Genomic DNA, 19,195 nt, shown 5'->3' with positions numbered 1-19,195 from the left:
ATGCTGATACCCGTGATTCTTTCCGGCGGTGCAGGTACCCGGCTGTGGCCAGTCTCTCGTGAGGGCCATCCCAAGCCCTTCATGACACTGCCCGACGGCCAATCCTTGCTGGGCAAGACCTATCGGCGCGCAGCCAGCCTGCTCGACGGCTGGGGCGATATCGTCACGGTGACCAACCGCGACTATTACTTCCAGACCAAGGATCACTATCAGGATGCGCAACTCGGCCGGCATCGCGGGCACTTTCTGCTCGAACCCACAGGCCGCAACACTGCCCCGGCCATCGCCGCGGCCGCCCTCTCCCTGCAGGCGCTGCACGGTGACGAAGCGATCATGCTGGTCATGCCCGCCGACCACCTGATCGTCGACGAAGAAGCCTTCAAGCTCGCCGTCGAACATGCCGTGGCGCTGGCCAGCTCCGGGCATCTGGTGACGTTTGGCGTGGTGCCGACCGCTCCGGAAACCGGTTTTGGCTACATCGAGACCGGTACGACACTGGACGAAAAAGGCGCGGCCACCGTGCAGCGCTTCGTCGAGAAACCGGACCTGCAAACCGCAACGCATTATCTGGAAAGCGGCAACTTCCTGTGGAACTCCGGGATGTTCTGCTTCTCGGTCGCCACCCTGCTTGCTGAACTCGAGATCCACGCCCCCGCGCTGCTGGAACAGACAAAAACCTGCATGGCCGCCAGCGTGCCGGTGGAAACCAGCTCAAGCCTGCAACAGGAACTGTCGCCCACGCTGTTCGCCGAAATCATGGACATTTCCATCGACTACGCGTTGATGGAGCGCTCCGAGAAAGTGGTCGTGGTGCCCGCCCGTTTCGACTGGAGCGACATTGGCTCCTGGGGCGCCGTCGCCGCGCTGGTACCGGCTGATGCGCAAAATAACCGCGCCGCCGGCGAAGCCATTTTCATCGACAGCCACAACAACTTTGTCCAGAGCGAAGACCGGTTGGTTGCCGCGGTGGGTGTGGAAAACCTGATCATCATCGACACCGCCGACGCGGTTCTGGTCGCCCACGCCGACCGTGCCCAGGATGTGCGCCGGGTGGCCAAGCAGCTCAAGGATAAAAAGCACGAAGCCTATCGGCTGCACCGTACGGTCAGCCGGCCATGGGGCACTTACACCGTGCTCGAGGAAGGCCCGCGCTTCAAGATCAAGCGGATCGTGGTCAAGCCTGGCGCCAAGCTGTCATTGCAAATGCACCATCACCGCAATGAACACTGGGTGGTGGTCGAAGGCATGGCCAAGGTCACCAACAACGGCACCGGCACCCACCTGGTGGCCAAGAACGAATCGACGTTTATTGCCGCGGGTCACAAGCATCGCCTGGAAAACCCTGGCGTGATCGACCTGGTGATCATCGAAGTGCAAAGCGGCGAATACCTGGGAGAGGACGACATCGTCCGCTTCGAAGATCAATACGGCCGGACGGTATGAATGCTGCGTAATCTTTACCAATCGTTGTGGAGTTACCGGGGATTTATCCTCGGCAGCGTCAAAAGAGAGTTTCAGGCGCGGTATCGCAACTCCCTGTTCGGCGCCTTGTGGACCGTGCTCAACCCGCTGTCGATGATCGTGGTCTACACGGTGATCTTTTCCACCATCATGCGCGCCCGGTTGCCGGGTGTGGATGACGGATTGGCCTACAGCGTCTACCTGTGCGCCGGCCTGCTGACCTGGGGCCTGTTCGCCGAGATCACCACGCGCAGCCAGAGCATGTTTCTGGAAAACGCCAACCTGCTGAAGAAAATCAGCTTCCCGCGCATCTGCCTGCCGGTGATCGTGTTGATGAATGCCGGGATCAATTTCGCGATCATCCTGGGTCTGTTTCTCGGCTTTCTGCTGATCAGCGGACGCCTGCCCGGCATGGCGTTGCTGGCGCTGGTGCCACTGCTGATTCTGCAGGTGATGTTCGCTGCGGGACTGGGGATGATTCTGGGTGTGCTCAACGTGTTCTTCCGCGATGTCGGGCAGTTCTTCGGCATCTGCCTGCAGTTCTGGTTCTGGCTGACACCGATCGTTTATCCATTGTCGATCCTGCCACCGGGCATCCAGCGCTTGATCGGGTTGAACCCGATGACGGCCCTGATGAACAGCTATCAGAACCTGTTCCTCTACAACCAATGGCCAAACTGGAACTCGCTGATCCCGCTGCTGGTCATCGGGCTGTTGTTCTGTGTGATGGGGCTGCGGCTTTTCCGCCAGCGTGTTGGTGAAATGGTGGATGAGCTCTGATGGGACATATACGCGTCAGTGGCCTGGGCAAGGCCTACAAGCAATACCCGAATCGCTGGAGCCGGTTGTTTGAATGGATGGTGCCGTTTTCCCGCACCCGCCATCACTTGCACTGGGTCCTGCAGGGCGTCGATTTCGAGATCCAGCCCGGCGAGGCGGTGGGCATCGTTGGCGTTAACGGCGCGGGCAAAAGTACCTTGCTGAAGATGATCACCGGCACCACCCAACCGACCTGCGGGGAGATCCAGTTGAAGGGTCGAGTCGCAGCGCTGCTGGAGCTGGGTATGGGTTTTCACCCAGACTTCACCGGGCGCCAGAACACCTTCATGGCCGGCCAGTTGCTCGGCATGCAGGTGGAAGAAATCGAAGCGCTGATGCCGGAAATCGAAAGCTTCGCCGAAATCGGCGAAGCCATGGACCATCAGGTTCGCACCTACTCCAGCGGCATGCAGATGCGCCTCGCCTTTAGCGTGGCCACGGCACGGCGTCCCGACATCCTGATCGTCGACGAGGCGCTGTCCGTGGGCGACGCCTACTTCCAGCACAAAAGCTTCGATCGCATCCGTAACTTCCGCAAGGCCGGCACCACGTTGCTGATCGTGTCCCACGACCGCTCGGCGATCCAGTCGATCTGCGACACCGCCATCCTCCTGGAAAACGGCCGCATGGCCATGCGCGGCAAGCCCGAAGAAGTGATGGACTATTACAACGCCATGCTGGCCCAGCGCGAGGGTCAGACGGTGCGTCAGGAGATGCTCGCCAACGGGCAGGTGCAAACCATTTCAGGCACGGGTGAAGCCGGCATCCTCAGCGTGCGCCTGCTCGACCCGCAGGGCCGCTCGGTGGAAGTGGCGGAAGTCGGACACGCGATGGTGCTGGAGGTGCAGGTCGAAGTCCGCCAGGACATCGAGCGGCTGATCCTCGGCTTCATGATCAAGGACCGCCTCGGCCAACCCATGTACGGCATCAATACCCATCGTGTGGACAAGGCGCTCACCGACCTGAAAGCGGGCGAGCGTGTGACCTACCGTTTTGCCTTCGACATGCGCCTGGGCAAGGGTAATTACTCGGTGGCCTTGAGCCTGTCGCGACTGGACTCGCACCTGGACCGCAATTTTGAATGGCGCGACTACGGACTGGTGTTCCACGTGATCAACAATCGCCAGGAAGACTTCGTCGGTTGCTCGTGGCTGGAAGCGCAGACCAGCGTCACCCGCTCCAGCGACAAGGTCATCGAAAGTGATTCAGAGGTGCTGCAATGACCCGACTGTTGGTGGAGTGCACCTACGTCTTTGAACACCCTGATGCCAACTCGGGCATTCAGCGGGTCGTGCGCAATGTGATTCAGCAATTGCCAGCGGCAGACGCCCGGCGCGAGTGCATCCCGGTCGTGATGATCAATGGCTCGCTGTTCGAGGTAAAAAGCCTGGCGCCGTTGAAGTCGCCGAAGATGGACTTGATGGCGCTGCGGGTGAAGCTCGAGCAGATGGCCAATCTGTTCTGGCTGCGCCACCGCACCCTCGAAAGACGTCGCCCCTTCAGTGAATCGCGTCTTGCCCGTCGGGTGCTTTATGTGGGTTGCCGCCTCGCCGCATTTGCGTGCTTGAGCCTGCCGATACGTCTTCTCAACCGGGCGCTCAGAGGCCAAAAAATCCCTGAGCGCTGCGTGCCGTTGCAGCACCGTGCCGGTGATCAGCTGGTGCTGCTGGATTCGTCCTGGCACGCCAATTTCTTTCCCTTGGCCGAGCAGCTCAAGCGCGACGGGGTCGGCATCGTTTCAGTAATCTACGACCTGATTCCCCTGACCCACCCGCAGTTTTGCGATGCCGGGCTGGTGAAAGTGTTCAACGAATGGTTTGACTGGATCGCCCGCACCGCCGATGGCTATGTCGCGATCTCCACCACCATCCGCGATCAGGTGCGCCAGGAAATGGTCCGCCGGGTCGGCACGGCGCAGGTCGAGCAACGCTGGTTTGATTACTTCCACCTCGGCTCCGAACTCGACCTGAGCGACGCCCACTCGGCCGTCGATCAAGGCTTGCTGGACATGTTCAAGACACGCGAGCCGGTGTTCCTGATGGTCAGCACCATCGAGCCGCGTAAAAATCATGCCTACCTGCTGGACGCGTTCGAGCGTGCCTGGGCCGCAGGGTCCAAGGCACGGTTATGCATCGTCGGGAAGATTGGCTGGAAGTGCGAGGCCCTGGTCGATCGCATTCGCCAGCATCCCGAATTGAACCGCCGCTTGTTCATGTTCAACGGGCTGTCGGACAAGAGCCTGGAGCACGCCTATTCCCACGCGACGTCGCTGGTGTTCCCGTCCTACGTCGAAGGCTTCGGGTTGCCGCTGGTGGAGGCCATGCAACGAGGTCTGCCAGCCATGGCCAGCGACATTCCGGTGTTTCGCGAGATCGGCGGCGACTACATGGCGTACTTCGATCTCGCCGACCCGCAAAGCCTCGCGGACCTGGTGACCGGCATGGAGCGCAGCGGCGAGTTTCCTGCGGCCCTCAGCCTTGAAAACTGGCGGTGGCTGAGCTGGCGTGAAGCGAGTGCACAACTGGTCGAGCGCATCGAACGTAACCTGCACACCGAAGCGAAAGTGCTTGAGAGCCAGCATGCGAATTGCCCTTAACGCCCGCATCCTGCAGGCCCCGCGCACCGGCATCGGCCATTACGTCGCCGAGCTGGTGAGCGCCCTCGCCCATGAGCCGGATGTCGAACTGGCGCTGTTTCATGGCTGGGGCTGGAGTTCAGTGTTGCCCGATGCGGCGATGCCGGGTTACTCGCGCCTGACGCCGCTGCTGCGACAAATTCCTGGGGCATACCAGGCGCGACGCTGGCTGGAACAAAGGCGTTTCGACCAGAACCAAACCCAGGGCATCGACCTGTATCACGAGCCGAGCCTCTGGCCGCTGGCGTTCAATGGTCCGACGGTCATCACGCTGCATGACCTGACGCACCTGCATTATCCCGACACCCAGCCACCGGCACGTCTTCGAGAAATCGAACGACGGCTGACCGATGGCGTACAGCGGGCCAGGCTGATTCTGACGGACTCGCAGTACGTCGCCGACGAGGCGCAAGCCTGTTTCGGACTGCCGGCAGAACGCTTTGTGGTCGCACCGCTGGGCGTGTCGGCACGGTTTCGGCCAAGAGCGCCCGAGGCCATCAATCAAGTACTCAAGGCCCATGGCGTCGAGGCGCGGGAATACTTTCTGTGCGTTGGTACGCTGGAGCCTCGCAAGAACCTGACACTGGCCCTGCGCGCCCACGCCCGACTTCCGGAAACCGTACGCCAGCGTTTCCCGTTGCTGATCGCCGGAATGGCCGGCTGGCAGCGCGATCAATTCAATGACGAGCTGCGTGCGTCCCTCGCCGCAGGCCAGGTGTGCTTGCTCGGCTACTTGCCCGATGAGGATCTGGCACAGCTGTTGGCCGGCGCCCGGGCATTGGTCTTCCCTTCCCTGTACGAAGGGTTCGGCCTGCCGGTGCTGGAAGCCATGGCCAGCGGCACTCCGGTGATTCTGACGCGCCATTCGGCGATGCCGGAAGTCGCCGCAGACGCCGGCAATTACATAGAACCGGACGACCCGGACACCTTGCGCGATGCCATGACCCGGTTGATCGATGACCCGGCGCATTGGCAAGCCTGTCGCGAGGCGGGTTTGCAAAGAGCTAAGCTTTTTTCCTGGGAGCGTTGCGCGAAGGTCACGGCCCGCGCTTACCGCCAGGCTATGGGAGACTGATATGCGTGTTCTGCACTTTTATAAAACCTACTTGCCCGACTCCATGGGCGGTATCGAACAAGTCATCTTCCAGATGAGCGAAAGTGGCGCTCGCCACGGCGTCGAGAGCACGGTACTGACGTTGAGCAACAACCCGGCGCCGGGCGTTATACAGATACGCGAGCACCAGGTTCACCAGGCGAAGATGGATTTTCAACTGGCCTCCACCGGTTTCTCCTACAGCGTGTTCAAACAGTTCCGCGAGTTGGCGGCAGAAGCCGACGTAATCAACTATCACTTCCCTTGGCCCTTTATGGACCTGGTGCATTTTGTAAGCGCCACCAAAAAGCCCTGCGTGGTGAGTTATCACTCCGACATCATTCGCCAACGCCATCTGCTCACGCTTTATCGTCCGTTGATGCGTCGATTCCTGGACAGCGCTGATCGAATTGTCGCGGCCTCCCCCAACTACTTTCACACCAGTGATGTACTCAAGGACTACCGCGAAAAGACCCGGGTCATCACCTACGGCCTGGACAAGGCAGGTTATCCACAGCCCGATACCGCGCGCACCGAACGCTGGCGCAAACAATTGGGTGACAAGTTCTTTCTCTTTGTGGGCGTGATGCGCTACTACAAAGGGCTGCACATCCTGCTCGACGCCATGCAGGGGCTGAATTATCCCGTGGTGATCGTGGGCGCAGGCCCTCTGGAAAAAGAACTCCACGCCCAGGCCAAAGCGCTCGGTTTGAAGAATCTGCATTTCCTCGGGTTCCTGGGTGATGAAGACAAAGTGGCGTTGCTGGAGTTGAGTTACGCGGTGGTGTTCCCGTCGCACCTGCGGTCCGAAGCCTTTGGTATCTCGCTGCTCGAAGGCGCGATGTTTGGCAAGCCGATGATCTCCAGTGAAATCGGCACCGGCACCAGTTACATCAACATCAACAACGAAACCGGGATCGTGGTGCCACCCAGTAATCCACAAGCTTTTAGAGAAGCGATGCGTACGCTGTGGGAAAACCCGACGCTGGCCGCGCAAATGGGCGTGAAGGCGCAAGCCCGCTATCGGCAGTTATTTACGGCCGACGAAATGGGCCGTAAATGGGCGGCGTTGTATGAGGAGTTGTTGGCTGGGAAGTCGCTGGCCTATGCCTGATTTTTGTTTTGTAGGAGCTGTCGAGTGAAACGAGGCTGCGATCTTTTGATCTTGTTTTTACAAAGAAAAATCAAAAGATCGCAGCCTCGGTGCCCTCGTCAGCTCCTACACGGTGATTGAATTACAAATCGAGTACTAAAGGTTGCGAACCTTGCGCAGGAACGGCGCAACAAATCAGCACATCGCCGTCATCCGGAAGCTCCGCAGGCACCTGTGGATAATTGACCTGGCCGCTGATCAACCGCGTCTTGCAGGTCCCGCATGAGCCACCGCGGCAACTGAATTCCGGGCGCAACCCGCGACTTTCCGCCAACTCCAGCAAACTGCCACCGTCAGGATGCCAGCGAGCTTCCTTGGCTGAGCGCTCGAAGACCACCGGAACTGAAGTGGTCGCGGCCGACGGTTGCTCGATGACCAATGCGTCAGGGTCTGGTTGACGCCTCAAGGTGGAGGGCCCGAAGGTTTCGGCATGAATCCGGGCATCGCGAATGTCCATCTCGCGCAGGCTGTCGTACAACCCCTGAGTAAAACTGCCCGGACCGCAGAGGACAAAATCCAGCTGATCGTAGTCTTCCACTTCGAGAAGGGTTTTGATCAAGCCGGTGTCGATTCGTCCCGTCAGGTCATAATCTTCGCCCTCTTTCACGTCCGCCTCGGGTTGGCTGAGCACCCGCAGTACCCGTACTGCATCGCCGGCGCCTTCCAGCAGCTGATCCAGCTCGGCACGAAAAGGCAGGTCGGCCAAGGTGCGTGAACTCTGGAACAACCACGTAGGCCGAATGTGCCGTGTGCGTAGGCCTTGATAGACCACTTCACGCAACATCGACAGCAACGGCGTTATGCCTACCCCGGCCGCCAATAGCACCAGCGGTCGACGCTCATGAGGCGCCACCGTGAAATGCCCCTGCGGTGTGCGAGCCTCCAACAGATCGCCAACGTTCACTTGTTCATGCAGGTGCGAGGACACCCGCCCTTCGCGTTTCACACTGATGCGGAAGAAATCATCTGACGGCGCGCTCGAAAGACTGTAGGTGCGGATGTGCACTTCTCCGTCGATATTGAACCGCAACGGCAAATGCTGCCCCGCCTGAAACACCGGTAACCCGGCACCGTCGGCGGGTTCCAGATAGATCGAACGGATGTTGTGGCTTTGCGCTTCGATCCTTACCACCCGCATTGGCCGCCAACGATCGCCCAGCGCCTGGGCTTGCAGCCTTGCGGCAGCCTGTTCCCAAGTGCCGGTCATCAAACTGTTGGGTGAAACACCGTCAAAACGCCAGCGCAAAGCCAGCGCCGCGGGCCTGCGCACAACGCGCTCAACCTCGAATGTCCACAGGCGTTCAGCCCCTTGAAACGCCTCGACCTGCGGGCCTTCCAGAATGATTTCGGTACGACCACTGAGGAGCAGCAGATCTCCCGAATTGAAGTCGATGAACAGCAAACCGGCTCGTGGATTGAGGAGCAGGTTGCCCAGGGTATTGAAGTGCAGATTGCCGGCGAAATCCGGAATCGTCAGAAGATTGCCCTGTACCTGTACGAAACCAGCCTGGCCACCGCGGTGGGAAACATCCACCGAGCGCTCCCCATCGACGTCGACGTAACTGGCAACGAAGAAGGTGTCGGCGTTGGCGATCATTGCCATTGCGGCTTCATCCAGACCGTTCAAATGTTCAACGGTAAGCGTCGCCGGGTCCGCCATCGGCACCGATCGAAACTGCCGCAGTTGGATGTACTGCGGGCAATTGCCGAAAGACTGGTCGACCGCGACATCAAAGCCGTCGCCCGTCATGGCATCGATACGCCCGTTAATGCGGTTACGGCGTCGGGTGTGCAGTTCGATGCCCAGCAGGCCGATTGCGGCGCCAGGCTTTAACTGCGCGGGGTCATCGAGAGCCGGAACGCTATCGAAATGCAACGTGCCTGGCGCAGGTGAACGCGCGAAACCTGGCGGCCCTTCAAGGATGCTGGCCCAAGGGTTTCCTTGCGCATCGACTGCCCCGTACAGCATGAACGGCAGTTGCTGATAGAACATGCGGTGCTGGTCCGGCATCTCACGGCGAATGACCTTACGCCCGAACGCCTCCATACGCTCGGCGACACCGACGTGAGCCTGCAACTGTCTTTCGCCAGCGTGCCAAGGTGAACGGTCCATATGGGCTTCTCCCCTGCATCAGGCAGTGGTTTGCAAACCGGCGATGGTGCGCGGCATAGCGACAAAACCGGGCAAGGCTTCGACTCGGGCCAGCCAGGCGCGCACGTTGGCGTAATCATCGAGGGACACATTGCCTTCAGGCGCATGGGCAATGTAGCTGTAGGCAGCGACGTCGGCGATTGTAGGTTCGCTCCCGGCAAGCCAGGGCGTATCGGCCAGTTCGTGATCCATAACCTTGAGCAGGTCGTGAGCGCGAGTGATGGCTTCTTCCGCGTTGTATGGCGCACCGAACACCGTGATCAATCGAGCCCGGGCGGGACCAAAAGCAATTTGCCCAGCGGCGACCGAGAGCCAGCGCTGAACCTTCGCTGCCTTTACAGGATCGGTTGGCAACCAACGACCGTCCCCGTATTTCGTCGCCAGATACACCAGTATCGCGTTGGAATCAGCCAGGACCACGCCCTGATCATCCATTACTGGCACTTGCCCGAAGGGGTTGAGAGCGAGGTATCCCGGCTGCTTGTGCTCGCCCTTGGCCAGATCAACGAAGATCAGTTCGGTGGGCAGCTGTAGCAAGGACAGCATCAATTCGGCACGATGAGCATGGCCGGAACGTGGGAAGTTATAGAGCTTGATCGGTTGCATGGTCGTCTCCAAGGGAGAGGCGCCAGTAGATAGTTCAGCGCCGATGGCAGCCATCTTCCTTCAGTCGCTAAAACAACAGAATAACCACCCAATGCAAACCATTATTTCAGCCAGTGAAATAATGATTTAGTCCTGCAAGGCTGGATGGTCGCGCAGTTCATTCACGGCAAAATCGACGAAACTGCGAATTCGCGCCGGCGCCTTGCGTCCGCCCTGATAGACCACATGGATGGGCAATGGCAGTAGCTCGTACTGGGCGAGGACAACTTCCAGTTCACCAGCCGCCACCTGGCTTGCCACCTGATAGGACAACACCCGGGTAAGCCCCAACCCCAGACAGGCTGCACTGATTGCTGCCTGATTGGCCGTGACGATCAACCGCGGTTCCAGCCGAACGCTGAGCGAATTGCCCCCATCGAGGAATGGCCACTGTCGCTGCTGACCCGTTGCAGATGTCGCTATCACCGGTAGCCGGGCAAGGTCCTGCGGATGCAGTGGCCGGCCGTTAGCTTCGAGGAATGCCGGTGAGGCGCAAATCACCCGGCGAACTTCTCCCACTCGGATTGCATGCTGGTTACTGTCGGCCAGCTCACCAATGCGCACCGCGACATCAACACCCTCTTCGACCATGCTGACGATTCGATCAACCAGCAGGGCGTTAACGCTGACCTCTGGAAACCGGTTCAGGTACGCCACCATGATTGGCGTGACGAACAGGTCGCCGAACAGCACGGGGGCTGTAACCGTCAATTGCCCACGGGGTTGGGCATGACTGCCTGCTGCCGAATCTTCGGCTTCCTGCACTTCGGTGAGAATTCTCCGACAATCTTCCAGGTAACGCTGGCCCGCTTCGCTGAGGTGAACACTGCGGGTAGTGCGTGTCAGCAACTGGGTACCGATGCGTTTTTCCAGTGCGGCGACCGCGCGAGTCACACTGGCTGCAGACATGCCCAAATGCCGCGCTGCTGCCGAGAAGCCTTGCGCTTGGGCGACGGCGGCGAAGACCTGCATTTCCTGAAAGCGGTCCATGAAGGTTTGCTCTGATTCAAACGCAAAAGATCGCAGCCTTCGGCAACTCCTACAAGAGCCCCATGGATGCGATCTTCAGCGCTGGCGCCCAACAACATAGTTTGACACACGAACATCAATAAAATCAGTCATTTACAGGACCTTCAGAGCTCCCAAAATAACAATATAATTTGACACAACCCATGGCAATATTCGAATGACGGGATGAGTTTATAACAACATAGTTTGACACTACCCGCAGGAGCCAAGTGATGCCGCACAAATATTTTGACACCAGCGGCTCATTGAATTCAGGGGGTAACCGGCTTAACGGAGCACGCTATGAATGAATACTTTGACAAAAATGCCCATTGCGTTGCGTACCCGCTTGTGACGGTTCTACTTAGCTGCAGTTGGATCAAAATGACATGCCCTCAGCTACCTGAATCAGCATTTCTTCGACCCGATGTGTGCCGTGGGTTGTAGTAAGCATCCCAGTTGGACTTTTGCCCGAAAAACGGGATTTGGGTTTGGAAAGCCATTGTTTGGCCTTCCCTGCGTCCCCGAAGATCACCTCGGCCAGGGCGGTAATGTGTGCAAAGCGGAACAGTCGATCGCTCTCATCCACCGTTAAGAGCTGATTGCTGATCAATTTTGTTTTGAGCATTTTGAGTGGAATGATTCTGTCGCGTTCTTCCGGACTTATGGTTCCAACGTCGCAAAGCGACATGATCATGCTGGCCGAGAAGCCAGCTACGATCATCTCGTGAATGTCCTGATCAGAGGCGTTTGAGGGGATATTTAGAGACGCCTCCAGCCGGATGCGGTAGGCATGATAAGCATCATCACGCAGGACTCCAGCAAACACGGGCTGTACTGATGTTGTGCCATGCGTAGGCTTTAGCACTATTGTGCCATTCACTACCGTAATCGTTAGATCGTCCCCAACACCTACCCCCATTTTGACAAGCAATTCTGGAGGTAAATCAACGATAACATCGCCGCTACCGTCCTCAGTACTCTGGCATTTGACTATCCAACGCTCGCTTTCATTCATGATCGTCCGGCTCTCATTTCTTCATTAGAGAAGACACGTCATTATGCTCGCGCGCAGAGCTGATCTCGTCATTGGATAACCGTGCATAGAGGCAATTCTTGCTGGTTATTGCGACGAGCGGCTGCGCCCTCCGGCGCATCGGCAAAGATACCAGCGAAAAGCTCGACTGCACGCCGCCGTTTTCACTTTCGAGTGCTACATCGGACGGTAATGGGTCTACGACAGCCATCGGTCTATACAATTGGCTGGAATCACCATCCAACCTAGTCCGAACCTCGACTGCTAGCGACTCAAAACCGCTGTAGACGAAAGGCCGTAATCGGCTAAGCAGCCAGTCGAGTACATCACGGGTGCACCGTTTTTTCTGACCTGCGGATTTAGTGATAATGACCGGCACGACAAAGCATGCCGGCCAACTTCACTACTGCTGTTTCACTTTTTAATAGACACAATAGTGGCTTTGCCGCCCTCTAGCCGAAAGGAAAACGATACGCGGTCTCCGACCGACAGCCCTGTCAGTTGATCTTCCGTCACGGAAAAAGCCATGGTCATTGGCGGCCATTGCACGGATGGAACAGCACCGTGGGAGATAGTCACCGTATGCTTCGTAGTATCGATAGACTTGATCGTTCCGTCGGCGGTGGCAACTGGAGCCTGCGTTGTATCCTGCTTCATCTGCATTCCCTCCATTCCGTCCATTTTCATACCCGGCATGTCCTCCGCGTGGGCCGAAAGAGACAGCGCAAATACGGTGCTCGCAAGTGCAATCAGGGTCAGTTTCATACGACTTTTCCTTGAGGATTGATGGGTTCGACTGAGAGGTGTCGGCGACGCATCAGGCGATAGGCTGCCGGAATGACAAACAGCGACAGCAAGGGCGCGGTGATCATGCCGCCAACCATGGGTGCAGCAATTCGGCTCATCACCTCGCTGCCGGTCCCGCTGCCCAGCAAGATGGGTAACAAGCCAGCAATGATGACGGCCACGGTCATGGCCTTGGGTCGAACACGCTGCACGGCACCTTCACGAATGGCCGCAACCAGCCCGCGCTCAGTGTTGTCACCGAGGTCTTCACGTTCGGCCCAGGCGTTCTTCAGGTAGAGCAGCATGATCACGCCAAACTCGGCGGAAACACCGGCCAAGGCGATAAAGCCGACCCCGGTGGCGACCGACAGGTTGAACCCCAACAGATAGAGGAACCATGCCCCGCCAGTCAGTGCGAATGGCAGAGTGGCCATGATCAGCAGGGCCTCATCGAAGCGGGCAAAAGTCAGGTAGAGCAGCACGAAGATGATCAACAGCGTGGCAGGCACCACCAGCTTGAGTCGTGCGTTGGCCCTTTCGAGAAACTCGAACTGCCCCGAGTAGCTCAGGCTCATACCGGGCTGCAACTTGACCTGTTCACTGACGACCCGACGCAGGTCGGCGACTACCGAGGCAATGTCCCGGCCACGCACGTCGATGTAAACCCAACCAGAGGGTCGTGCGTTCTCGCTCTTGAGCATCGGTGGACCGTCCGTGACTTTGACCTTCGCCACTGTGCCGAGGGTGATCTGGCTACCTAGCGGGGTATAGATCGGCAATTGCTCCAAGGCACCGAGTGAGTCACGCCACTCCCGTGGGTAACGCACGTTGATCGGGAAGCGTGCGAGCCCTTCAATGGTCTCACCGACATTTTCACCACCGATAGCGCCGGCCACGATGGATTGCACATCGGCGATATTCAGTCCGTAGCGGGCGGCAGCTTTGCGGTCGATATCCACGTCGATATAGCGACCACCGGTCAGTCGCTCGGCCAGAGCCGAACTGACACCGGGTACGCCCTTGGCCACTCGCTCGACCGCCTGAGTCGCGGCATCAATCTCCGTCAGGTTGGTGCCGGCAACTTTCACCCCAATAGGACTCTTGATCCCCGTAGCCAGCATGTCGATTCGGTTGCGAATCGGTGGTATCCAGATATTGGTCAGCCCAGGAACTCGTACCACTCGATCCAGCTCTTCCACGAGCTTTTCCTGAGTCATGCCTAGGCGCCATTGCTCCTGTGGCTTGAACTGGATGGTGGTTTCGAACATCTCCAACGGCGCCGGGTCGGTGGCAGTTTCAGCACGACCGGCTTTACCAAAGACATGTTCGACCTCCGGCACGGTCTTGATCAGGCGATCGGTCTGTTGCAGCAGTTGCGCCGCTTTCTGCGCCGACAATCCCGGCAGAGCCGAAGGCATATAGAGCAGGTCGCCCTCGTCCAAAGGCGGAAGAAACTCGCCACCCAAGCGCGACATTGGCCATAGTGCGCTGATAAAAACCAGCAACGCGACCAGCAGCGTGATCTTCGGTCGTCGCAAGACTGCATCCAGAGCCGGCTGGTAGATCCGGATCAGCCAGCGGTTCAACGGGTTCTGTTGTTCACTGGGAATTCGTCCCCGAATCCAGTAGCCCATCAACACCGGCACCAAGGTCACTGACAATCCCGCCGCTGCGGCCATGGCGTAAGTCTTGGTGAAAGCCAGCGGGCCGAATAGCCGCCCCTCTTGTGCTTGCAGGGTGAACACCGGAATGAACGATAGAGTGATGATCAACAAACAGAAGAACAGTGCTGGTCCAACTTCAGCCGCCGCTTCGGTCATCACGTGCCAATGACGTTCACCCTTCAGCTCCTCCCCCGGATTGGCCACGTGCCAGGCCTCAACCTTCTTGTGCGCGTTTTCAATCATCACCACGGCAGCGTCGACCATGGCGCCGATGGCGATGGCAATCCCGCCCAGGGACATGATGTTGGCGTTGATCCCTTGATAGCGCATCACGATGAAGGCAATCAGTACCCCCACCGGCAGGGAGATGATTGCCACCAGAGATGAACGCAGGTGCCAGAGAAAGATCCCGCAGACCAACGCGACGACGATGAACTCTTCGATTAGCTTGTGACTGAGATTTTCCACAGCGCGGTCGATCAGCTTGCTGCGGTCGTAGGTGGTGACGATTTCCACCCCGGCCGGCAAGCTGCTTTTCAACTCGTCGAGTTTGGTTTTGACCGCCGCAATGGTTTCGCGGGCGTTCTTGCCGCTACGCAGAATTACCACGCCGCCGACCGTCTCGCCTTCGCCGTCGAGTTCGGTGATGCCACGCCGCATTTCCGGACCCAACTGGATCGTGGCGACATCGCCAAGGGTCACCGGCACACCGCCCGATCCCAGCTTGAGTGGGATCGCCCGAAAATCATTGAGCGTTTTCAAGTAGCCGGAAGCCCGCACAATGAACTCGGTCTCTGCCATTTCCAGGACGGCGCCACCGGTTTCCTGATTGGCCTTGCCGATCGCTTCGGTCACCTCACCCTGGGTGATGCTAAGGCTGGCGAGTTTGAGCGGATCAAGCTGCACCTGGTATTGCTTGACCATGCCTCCCACCGTAGCCACTTCCGCAACGTTGGGCAGGGTCTTGAGTTCGAACTTGAGGAACCAGTCCTGAAGTGCACGAAGTTGCGCCAGATCGTGTCCGCCACTGCGATCTACCAGCGCGTACTGGAAAATCCAGCCCACACCTGTCGCATCTGGCCCCAACGCTGGTTTTGCGCTGGCCGGCAAGCGACTTTGTATCTGGCTCAGGTACTCCAACACCCGCGAGCGGGCCCAATACAAGTCAGTACCGTCTTCGAACAGCACATAGACAAAGCTGTCACCAAAGAAGGAGTAGCCGCGCACGGTCTTGGCGCCTGGCACCGAAAGCATGGTGGTGGCCAACGGATAGGTCACCTGGTTCTCGACGATCTGCGGAGCCTGTCCCGGATACGGGGTGCGGATGATCACCTGAATATCGGAGAGATCCGGCAGCGCATCGATGGGCGTGCTCTGCACCGACCAGATGCCCCAAGCCGTGACAAACAGTGTCGCCAGTAGAACCAGGAATCGGTTGGCTACTGACCAACGAATCAGGGCAGCAATCATAGCTGGCCCCCTGATTTCTCTAGACGTTCAACACGCAAGCCATCGTCGGTTTGACTCACTGCAATCCGGACTTTGTCGCCCGTTTTGAGGCCCTGCATCAAAGCCGGATTGGCGAGCGGGAACGTCATCGTCATGCCAGGCATGCCCAGCGTTTTGAAGGGGCCATGGGCGAGTGTGACTTCTTTGTCGTTGATCTCAACGATCTGCCCATCCGCCTCATGAAAACTGGAGGCTGCTGCGTTGGTTGGTGACTGTTCCTCTGAGTTTGCAACGATGCCCTTAAGACTGGCCTCCGAGTCGAGCAGGAACTGGCCAGAGGTAACCACCTTCTGGCCCTCTTCCAGACCTTTCAAGATCGCCGTCTTGCCATCGTTTTCCTGCCCGATCAACACTTCAACAGGACGATAGCGGCCAGCGTCTTCAGCGAGCATCACCAGAGCACGTCGACCGGTGCGAATGACGGCCTCGCTCGGTACCCACAACACACTTTGCTCCGTTGAACGATTGAGGCTCACTCGTGCGGTCATACCCGGCCTGAGACGGCCTTCTGGGTTAGGTAACTCGACGCGTACGCGAAGGGTGCGGCTATCCGGATTGGTTTCCGGAAGAATCGCGCTGACGACGCCCTTGAGCACAACCCCAGGGAACGCGGGCAAACGCGCCTCTGCCGCTTGCCCCATGAGGATCGATCCAGATTCAGTCTCCGGAACGGCCAGGGCCAGCCAGACGCTACTCAAACCATTAACGCGTGCCAGTGTCTCGCCGGCGGCCACCGTCATACCCTCGCGCACATTGAGCTCTTGCAGCACACCACTAATAGGGCTGGTGAGGGTCAGGTTTGGTTGGACTTTGCCACTGCGCTCTACTTGAGCAATTGATGCCGCCGGCATCCCGGTGAGCCGCAAGCGCTGGAGAGCCGCTGCCAGCAAGCCCGCATCGCCACTGCGCTTGAGTGCGAGAAACTCCTCCTGAGCCGCAGCCCACTCAGGTACAAGGATATCTGCCATGGCGGCATTGGCTTTGATCACGTCGCCAGGAGCATGGGCATACACGCGCTCGACGAAACCCGCCGTACGGGCTTGAATGACAGCGACGTCCCGCTCGTTGAAAGCCAACACACCGACAACGTCCAGACTCGAAGCAAACACACCTCGACTGACGGTAGCCAGTCGCACACCGAGATTCTGAGTCAGGCTTGGATCAATGCGAACGGCTGCGCTGTCCCCTTTGATGTCGGCGTACTGAGGGACCAACTGCATGTCCATGAAGGGCGACTTACCCGGCTTATCGAACTTTTGCTGCGGGGACATCGGGTCGTACCAATACAGCACTTTGCGTTCGTCCAGAGAGGGGAGGCTCTGCTCCGGGGCTGCACCAGGTACTTCGCTCATGCCCTGCTGAGCGAACCAGTAACCACCGGCAACACCCAATACCAGCGAGAGGCCTACCAGCAATGCCCCGTTCCACTTTCTAAGGTTCATTGGCTGGACTCCCCGTAAGCAAAATACAGACGCGCACTGGTCAGCGCTCGCTGCTCTTCCACGTCAATCTGTTTGAGGCGGGCTTCGATGAGCTCGCGCCGAGCGGCCACGACGGAGCTCAAATCGCCTTTGCCGGCGCGGTAGCTGGCCATGCTGAGCTCGACCTTCTCCTTGGCCAAGGGCAGCAGACTGTCCTGGGTTCGATGTACGGCACGATTCAAGCGTTCATAGTCGGCCAGCTCGTCCTCCAGTTGCTGGGTGTGCTCGCGTGAAAGGGCTTCACGCTCAGCTTCAAGCTGGTTGAGTTCAGCGTGCTTGGCCGCAATTTTTGGGTTTTGCCGAGAGTCAGGAAACAGCGGTAGATCCCATGAAAATTGCACGCTGACCATGTCGCCGAACTGTCGGCCGCGATTCTGATAGTCGACTTCCCAGCTCCAATCCGACTGTTTTTCCGCTTCGGCTTCACGGACCTTGGCTTGCGCTTCGCGGGTCATTGGCGCAAAAGCTGCCAATTCTGGGTGATGTTGCAGCTTATGAGAGTAGTCAGAGGCTTCGACAGGCCATTCAGGCAAGCTGCCCACAGGTTTGTCATTGGCGGCTGGTCCAATCCAGCGCTTCAGGGCCGCTCGGGCCTGCGCTCTCTGACGAATCAGATCGTCCTGTTGCTCTTCCAGTTGTGCCGCTTCCTGTTTGGGCGTTACTGCATCAGCAGGTTGAGCGCGGCCGCCGGCAATTTGTGCACGGACGGTATCGGCCAGCAGACGGTTTTCTTTGTAGAAATCCTGGAACAGCGCGTCTTTACGCTCAACGGAGAAGCTGTTGATCCAGGCCAGCGCCGTGGCCTGACGAACCTTTAGACGTTCGACCCGGCGCTCAGCTGCGGCGCGGTCAATGGCTGCATCAGCGACCTCGATGCGGGCTTTGCGCTTGGCACTGTTGGGCACCTCCTGACTGACTCCGACCATTCGCATAGTCATGAAGTCCTGGTCGATGCTCCAGCGATCCGGCCCCCCAATGGGGTAGTTCTGTACGCCTAGCAGCAACTTGGGATCGGGTAGTTCACCAGCGGGGATGGCCGCACTACTGGCAGCCTGAATTTTCGCGTCTTGTGCAGTCAGCGACGGAGCATTGTTTTCAGCCAGCTGCAAAGCTTCATCGAGTGTCAATGCGGCAGCGAGACTCGGCAATGCCAGTACGCTTGCCGCCAGGCCGGCCACGAGGGACCACCCTGTGCAATAGCACTTGGAGTTCATGTTCACGATTCCTGTGATGATCCACTGCGCGCTTCATCAGACATGCACGCAGATATGCCATCCCGCTAACGCGGAATGAGCCTCAGTGTGGTACAGGAATCAAGTGCGGGGCGGTCGCCATACCCCTGACGGGGTTTGTACTGGATGGGAATCTAGGGAGAAGGACAGTACGAGGGGGCTGGATAAGGTGATAGGAGGCTTGATAATGGAGACTTGCAGCATGCCACCTGTCTTGCACTCCTGGCCTGGCTTGCAGGGTTTGCCGTGCTCGGTGGGACTTTTCATGTCATGGCAGCAGTCTTGCCCCATGCCGTCCATCATCGCCATGCCCATGGTTTTCATGGGGCAGGGCTCAGTCGGCGCCTGAACACCCGCCATCCCGCTGAGGGGGAGCGCCAGGCTAATCAGGAAAATCAGGCAAAACCGTAGGTAGCGTTTCATGGGCTGGAGTGTAGCCGGTGGAAATGGCCCTTACAACTCACCTTCTAGACTCCTTAGTCGGCTGTCACCAACCTCTATTCCGCGCTCATTTCCATTTC

At 58.6% G+C, this 19,195-nt stretch carries 15 protein-coding genes; 6 read left to right on the top strand and 9 right to left on the bottom strand.

What is annotated here, in order from left to right:
• From AC3ZVB_RS02455 to AC3ZVB_RS02430, 6 genes are read left to right on the top strand one after another with little or no spacing between them, the layout of a single operon-like run.
• Positions 1-1,443 (top strand): mannose-1-phosphate guanylyltransferase/mannose-6-phosphate isomerase, encoded by a 1,443-nt coding sequence (locus tag AC3ZVB_RS02455; protein WP_490145694.1) that lies wholly within the window; start codon positions 1-3, stop codon positions 1,441-1,443.
• Complete coding sequence (locus AC3ZVB_RS02450) at positions 1,444-2,241, top strand: ABC transporter permease (RefSeq protein ID WP_162437625.1); 798 nt, start codon at positions 1,444-1,446, stop codon at positions 2,239-2,241.
• A complete protein-coding gene (locus AC3ZVB_RS02445; RefSeq protein ID WP_162437624.1) occupies positions 2,241-3,503 on the top strand; it encodes an ABC transporter ATP-binding protein in 1,263 nt (420 codons plus the stop codon). The genes AC3ZVB_RS02450 and AC3ZVB_RS02445 overlap by 1 nt, the downstream gene beginning before the upstream one ends.
• Positions 3,500-4,876, top strand: coding sequence for a glycosyltransferase family 4 protein (locus tag AC3ZVB_RS02440; RefSeq protein WP_490145693.1), 1,377 nt, complete (start codon positions 3,500-3,502; stop codon positions 4,874-4,876). Before AC3ZVB_RS02445 ends, AC3ZVB_RS02440 begins: the two co-directional genes overlap by 4 nt.
• Positions 4,860-5,990 (top strand): glycosyltransferase family 4 protein, encoded by a 1,131-nt coding sequence (locus tag AC3ZVB_RS02435; RefSeq protein WP_194690851.1) that lies wholly within the window; start codon positions 4,860-4,862, stop codon positions 5,988-5,990. The genes AC3ZVB_RS02440 and AC3ZVB_RS02435 overlap by 17 nt, the downstream gene beginning before the upstream one ends.
• Before the next feature lies 1 nt (position 5,991).
• Positions 5,992-7,122 carry a glycosyltransferase family 4 protein gene (locus tag AC3ZVB_RS02430; RefSeq protein WP_490145692.1) on the top strand — a complete coding sequence of 377 codons (1,131 nt, stop codon included), beginning with the start codon at positions 5,992-5,994 and terminating at the stop codon, positions 7,120-7,122.
• Positions 7,123-7,243: 121 nt separating this feature from the next.
• Here the strand turns inward: AC3ZVB_RS02430 and AC3ZVB_RS02425 are convergent, their stop codons facing one another.
• From AC3ZVB_RS02425 to AC3ZVB_RS02385, 9 genes are all read right to left on the bottom strand, one after another.
• Positions 7,244-9,274, bottom strand: a complete 2,031-nt coding sequence (locus AC3ZVB_RS02425; RefSeq protein WP_490145691.1) for a 2Fe-2S iron-sulfur cluster-binding protein — start codon at positions 9,272-9,274, stop codon at positions 7,244-7,246.
• Positions 9,275-9,292: 18 nt separating this feature from the next.
• Entirely contained in the window at positions 9,293-9,919 is a 627-nt protein-coding gene (locus tag AC3ZVB_RS02420; protein WP_162437619.1) for a glutathione S-transferase family protein, read from the bottom strand.
• 126 nt (positions 9,920-10,045) lie between these two features.
• Positions 10,046-10,948, bottom strand: a complete 903-nt coding sequence (locus tag AC3ZVB_RS02415; RefSeq protein WP_490145690.1) for a LysR family transcriptional regulator — start codon at positions 10,946-10,948, stop codon at positions 10,046-10,048.
• Positions 10,949-11,345: 397 nt separating this feature from the next.
• On the bottom strand, positions 11,346-11,984 hold the full coding sequence (locus tag AC3ZVB_RS02410; protein WP_490145689.1) for an antitoxin Xre/MbcA/ParS toxin-binding domain-containing protein: 639 nt from the start codon (positions 11,982-11,984) through the stop codon (positions 11,346-11,348).
• Positions 11,985-12,416: 432 nt separating this feature from the next.
• The gene (locus AC3ZVB_RS02405; protein ID WP_490145688.1) at positions 12,417-12,767 is read right to left on the bottom strand and encodes a copper-binding protein; all 351 of its coding nucleotides are present in this window, start codon (positions 12,765-12,767) and stop codon (positions 12,417-12,419) included.
• A complete protein-coding gene (locus AC3ZVB_RS02400; protein WP_490145687.1) occupies positions 12,764-15,922 on the bottom strand; it encodes an efflux RND transporter permease subunit in 3,159 nt (1,052 codons plus the stop codon). The genes AC3ZVB_RS02405 and AC3ZVB_RS02400 overlap by 4 nt, the downstream gene beginning before the upstream one ends.
• Positions 15,919-17,403 (bottom strand): efflux RND transporter periplasmic adaptor subunit, encoded by a 1,485-nt coding sequence (locus AC3ZVB_RS02395; RefSeq protein ID WP_490145686.1) that lies wholly within the window; start codon positions 17,401-17,403, stop codon positions 15,919-15,921. The genes AC3ZVB_RS02400 and AC3ZVB_RS02395 overlap by 4 nt, the downstream gene beginning before the upstream one ends.
• Positions 17,400-18,656, bottom strand: coding sequence for a TolC family protein (locus AC3ZVB_RS02390; protein ID WP_490145685.1), 1,257 nt, complete (start codon positions 18,654-18,656; stop codon positions 17,400-17,402). Before AC3ZVB_RS02390 ends, AC3ZVB_RS02395 begins: the two co-directional genes overlap by 4 nt.
• 99 nt (positions 18,657-18,755) lie before the next feature.
• A complete protein-coding gene (locus tag AC3ZVB_RS02385) occupies positions 18,756-19,097 on the bottom strand; it encodes a hypothetical protein (protein WP_019821287.1) in 342 nt (113 codons plus the stop codon).
• Positions 19,098-19,195: the final 98 nt, after the last annotated feature.

Source organism: Pseudomonas sp. MDV22-iso1 (genome assembly GCF_058145095.1).
Note: the sequence above shows the minus strand (reverse complement) of the source record. Positions and strands in the feature narration are given on the sequence as shown.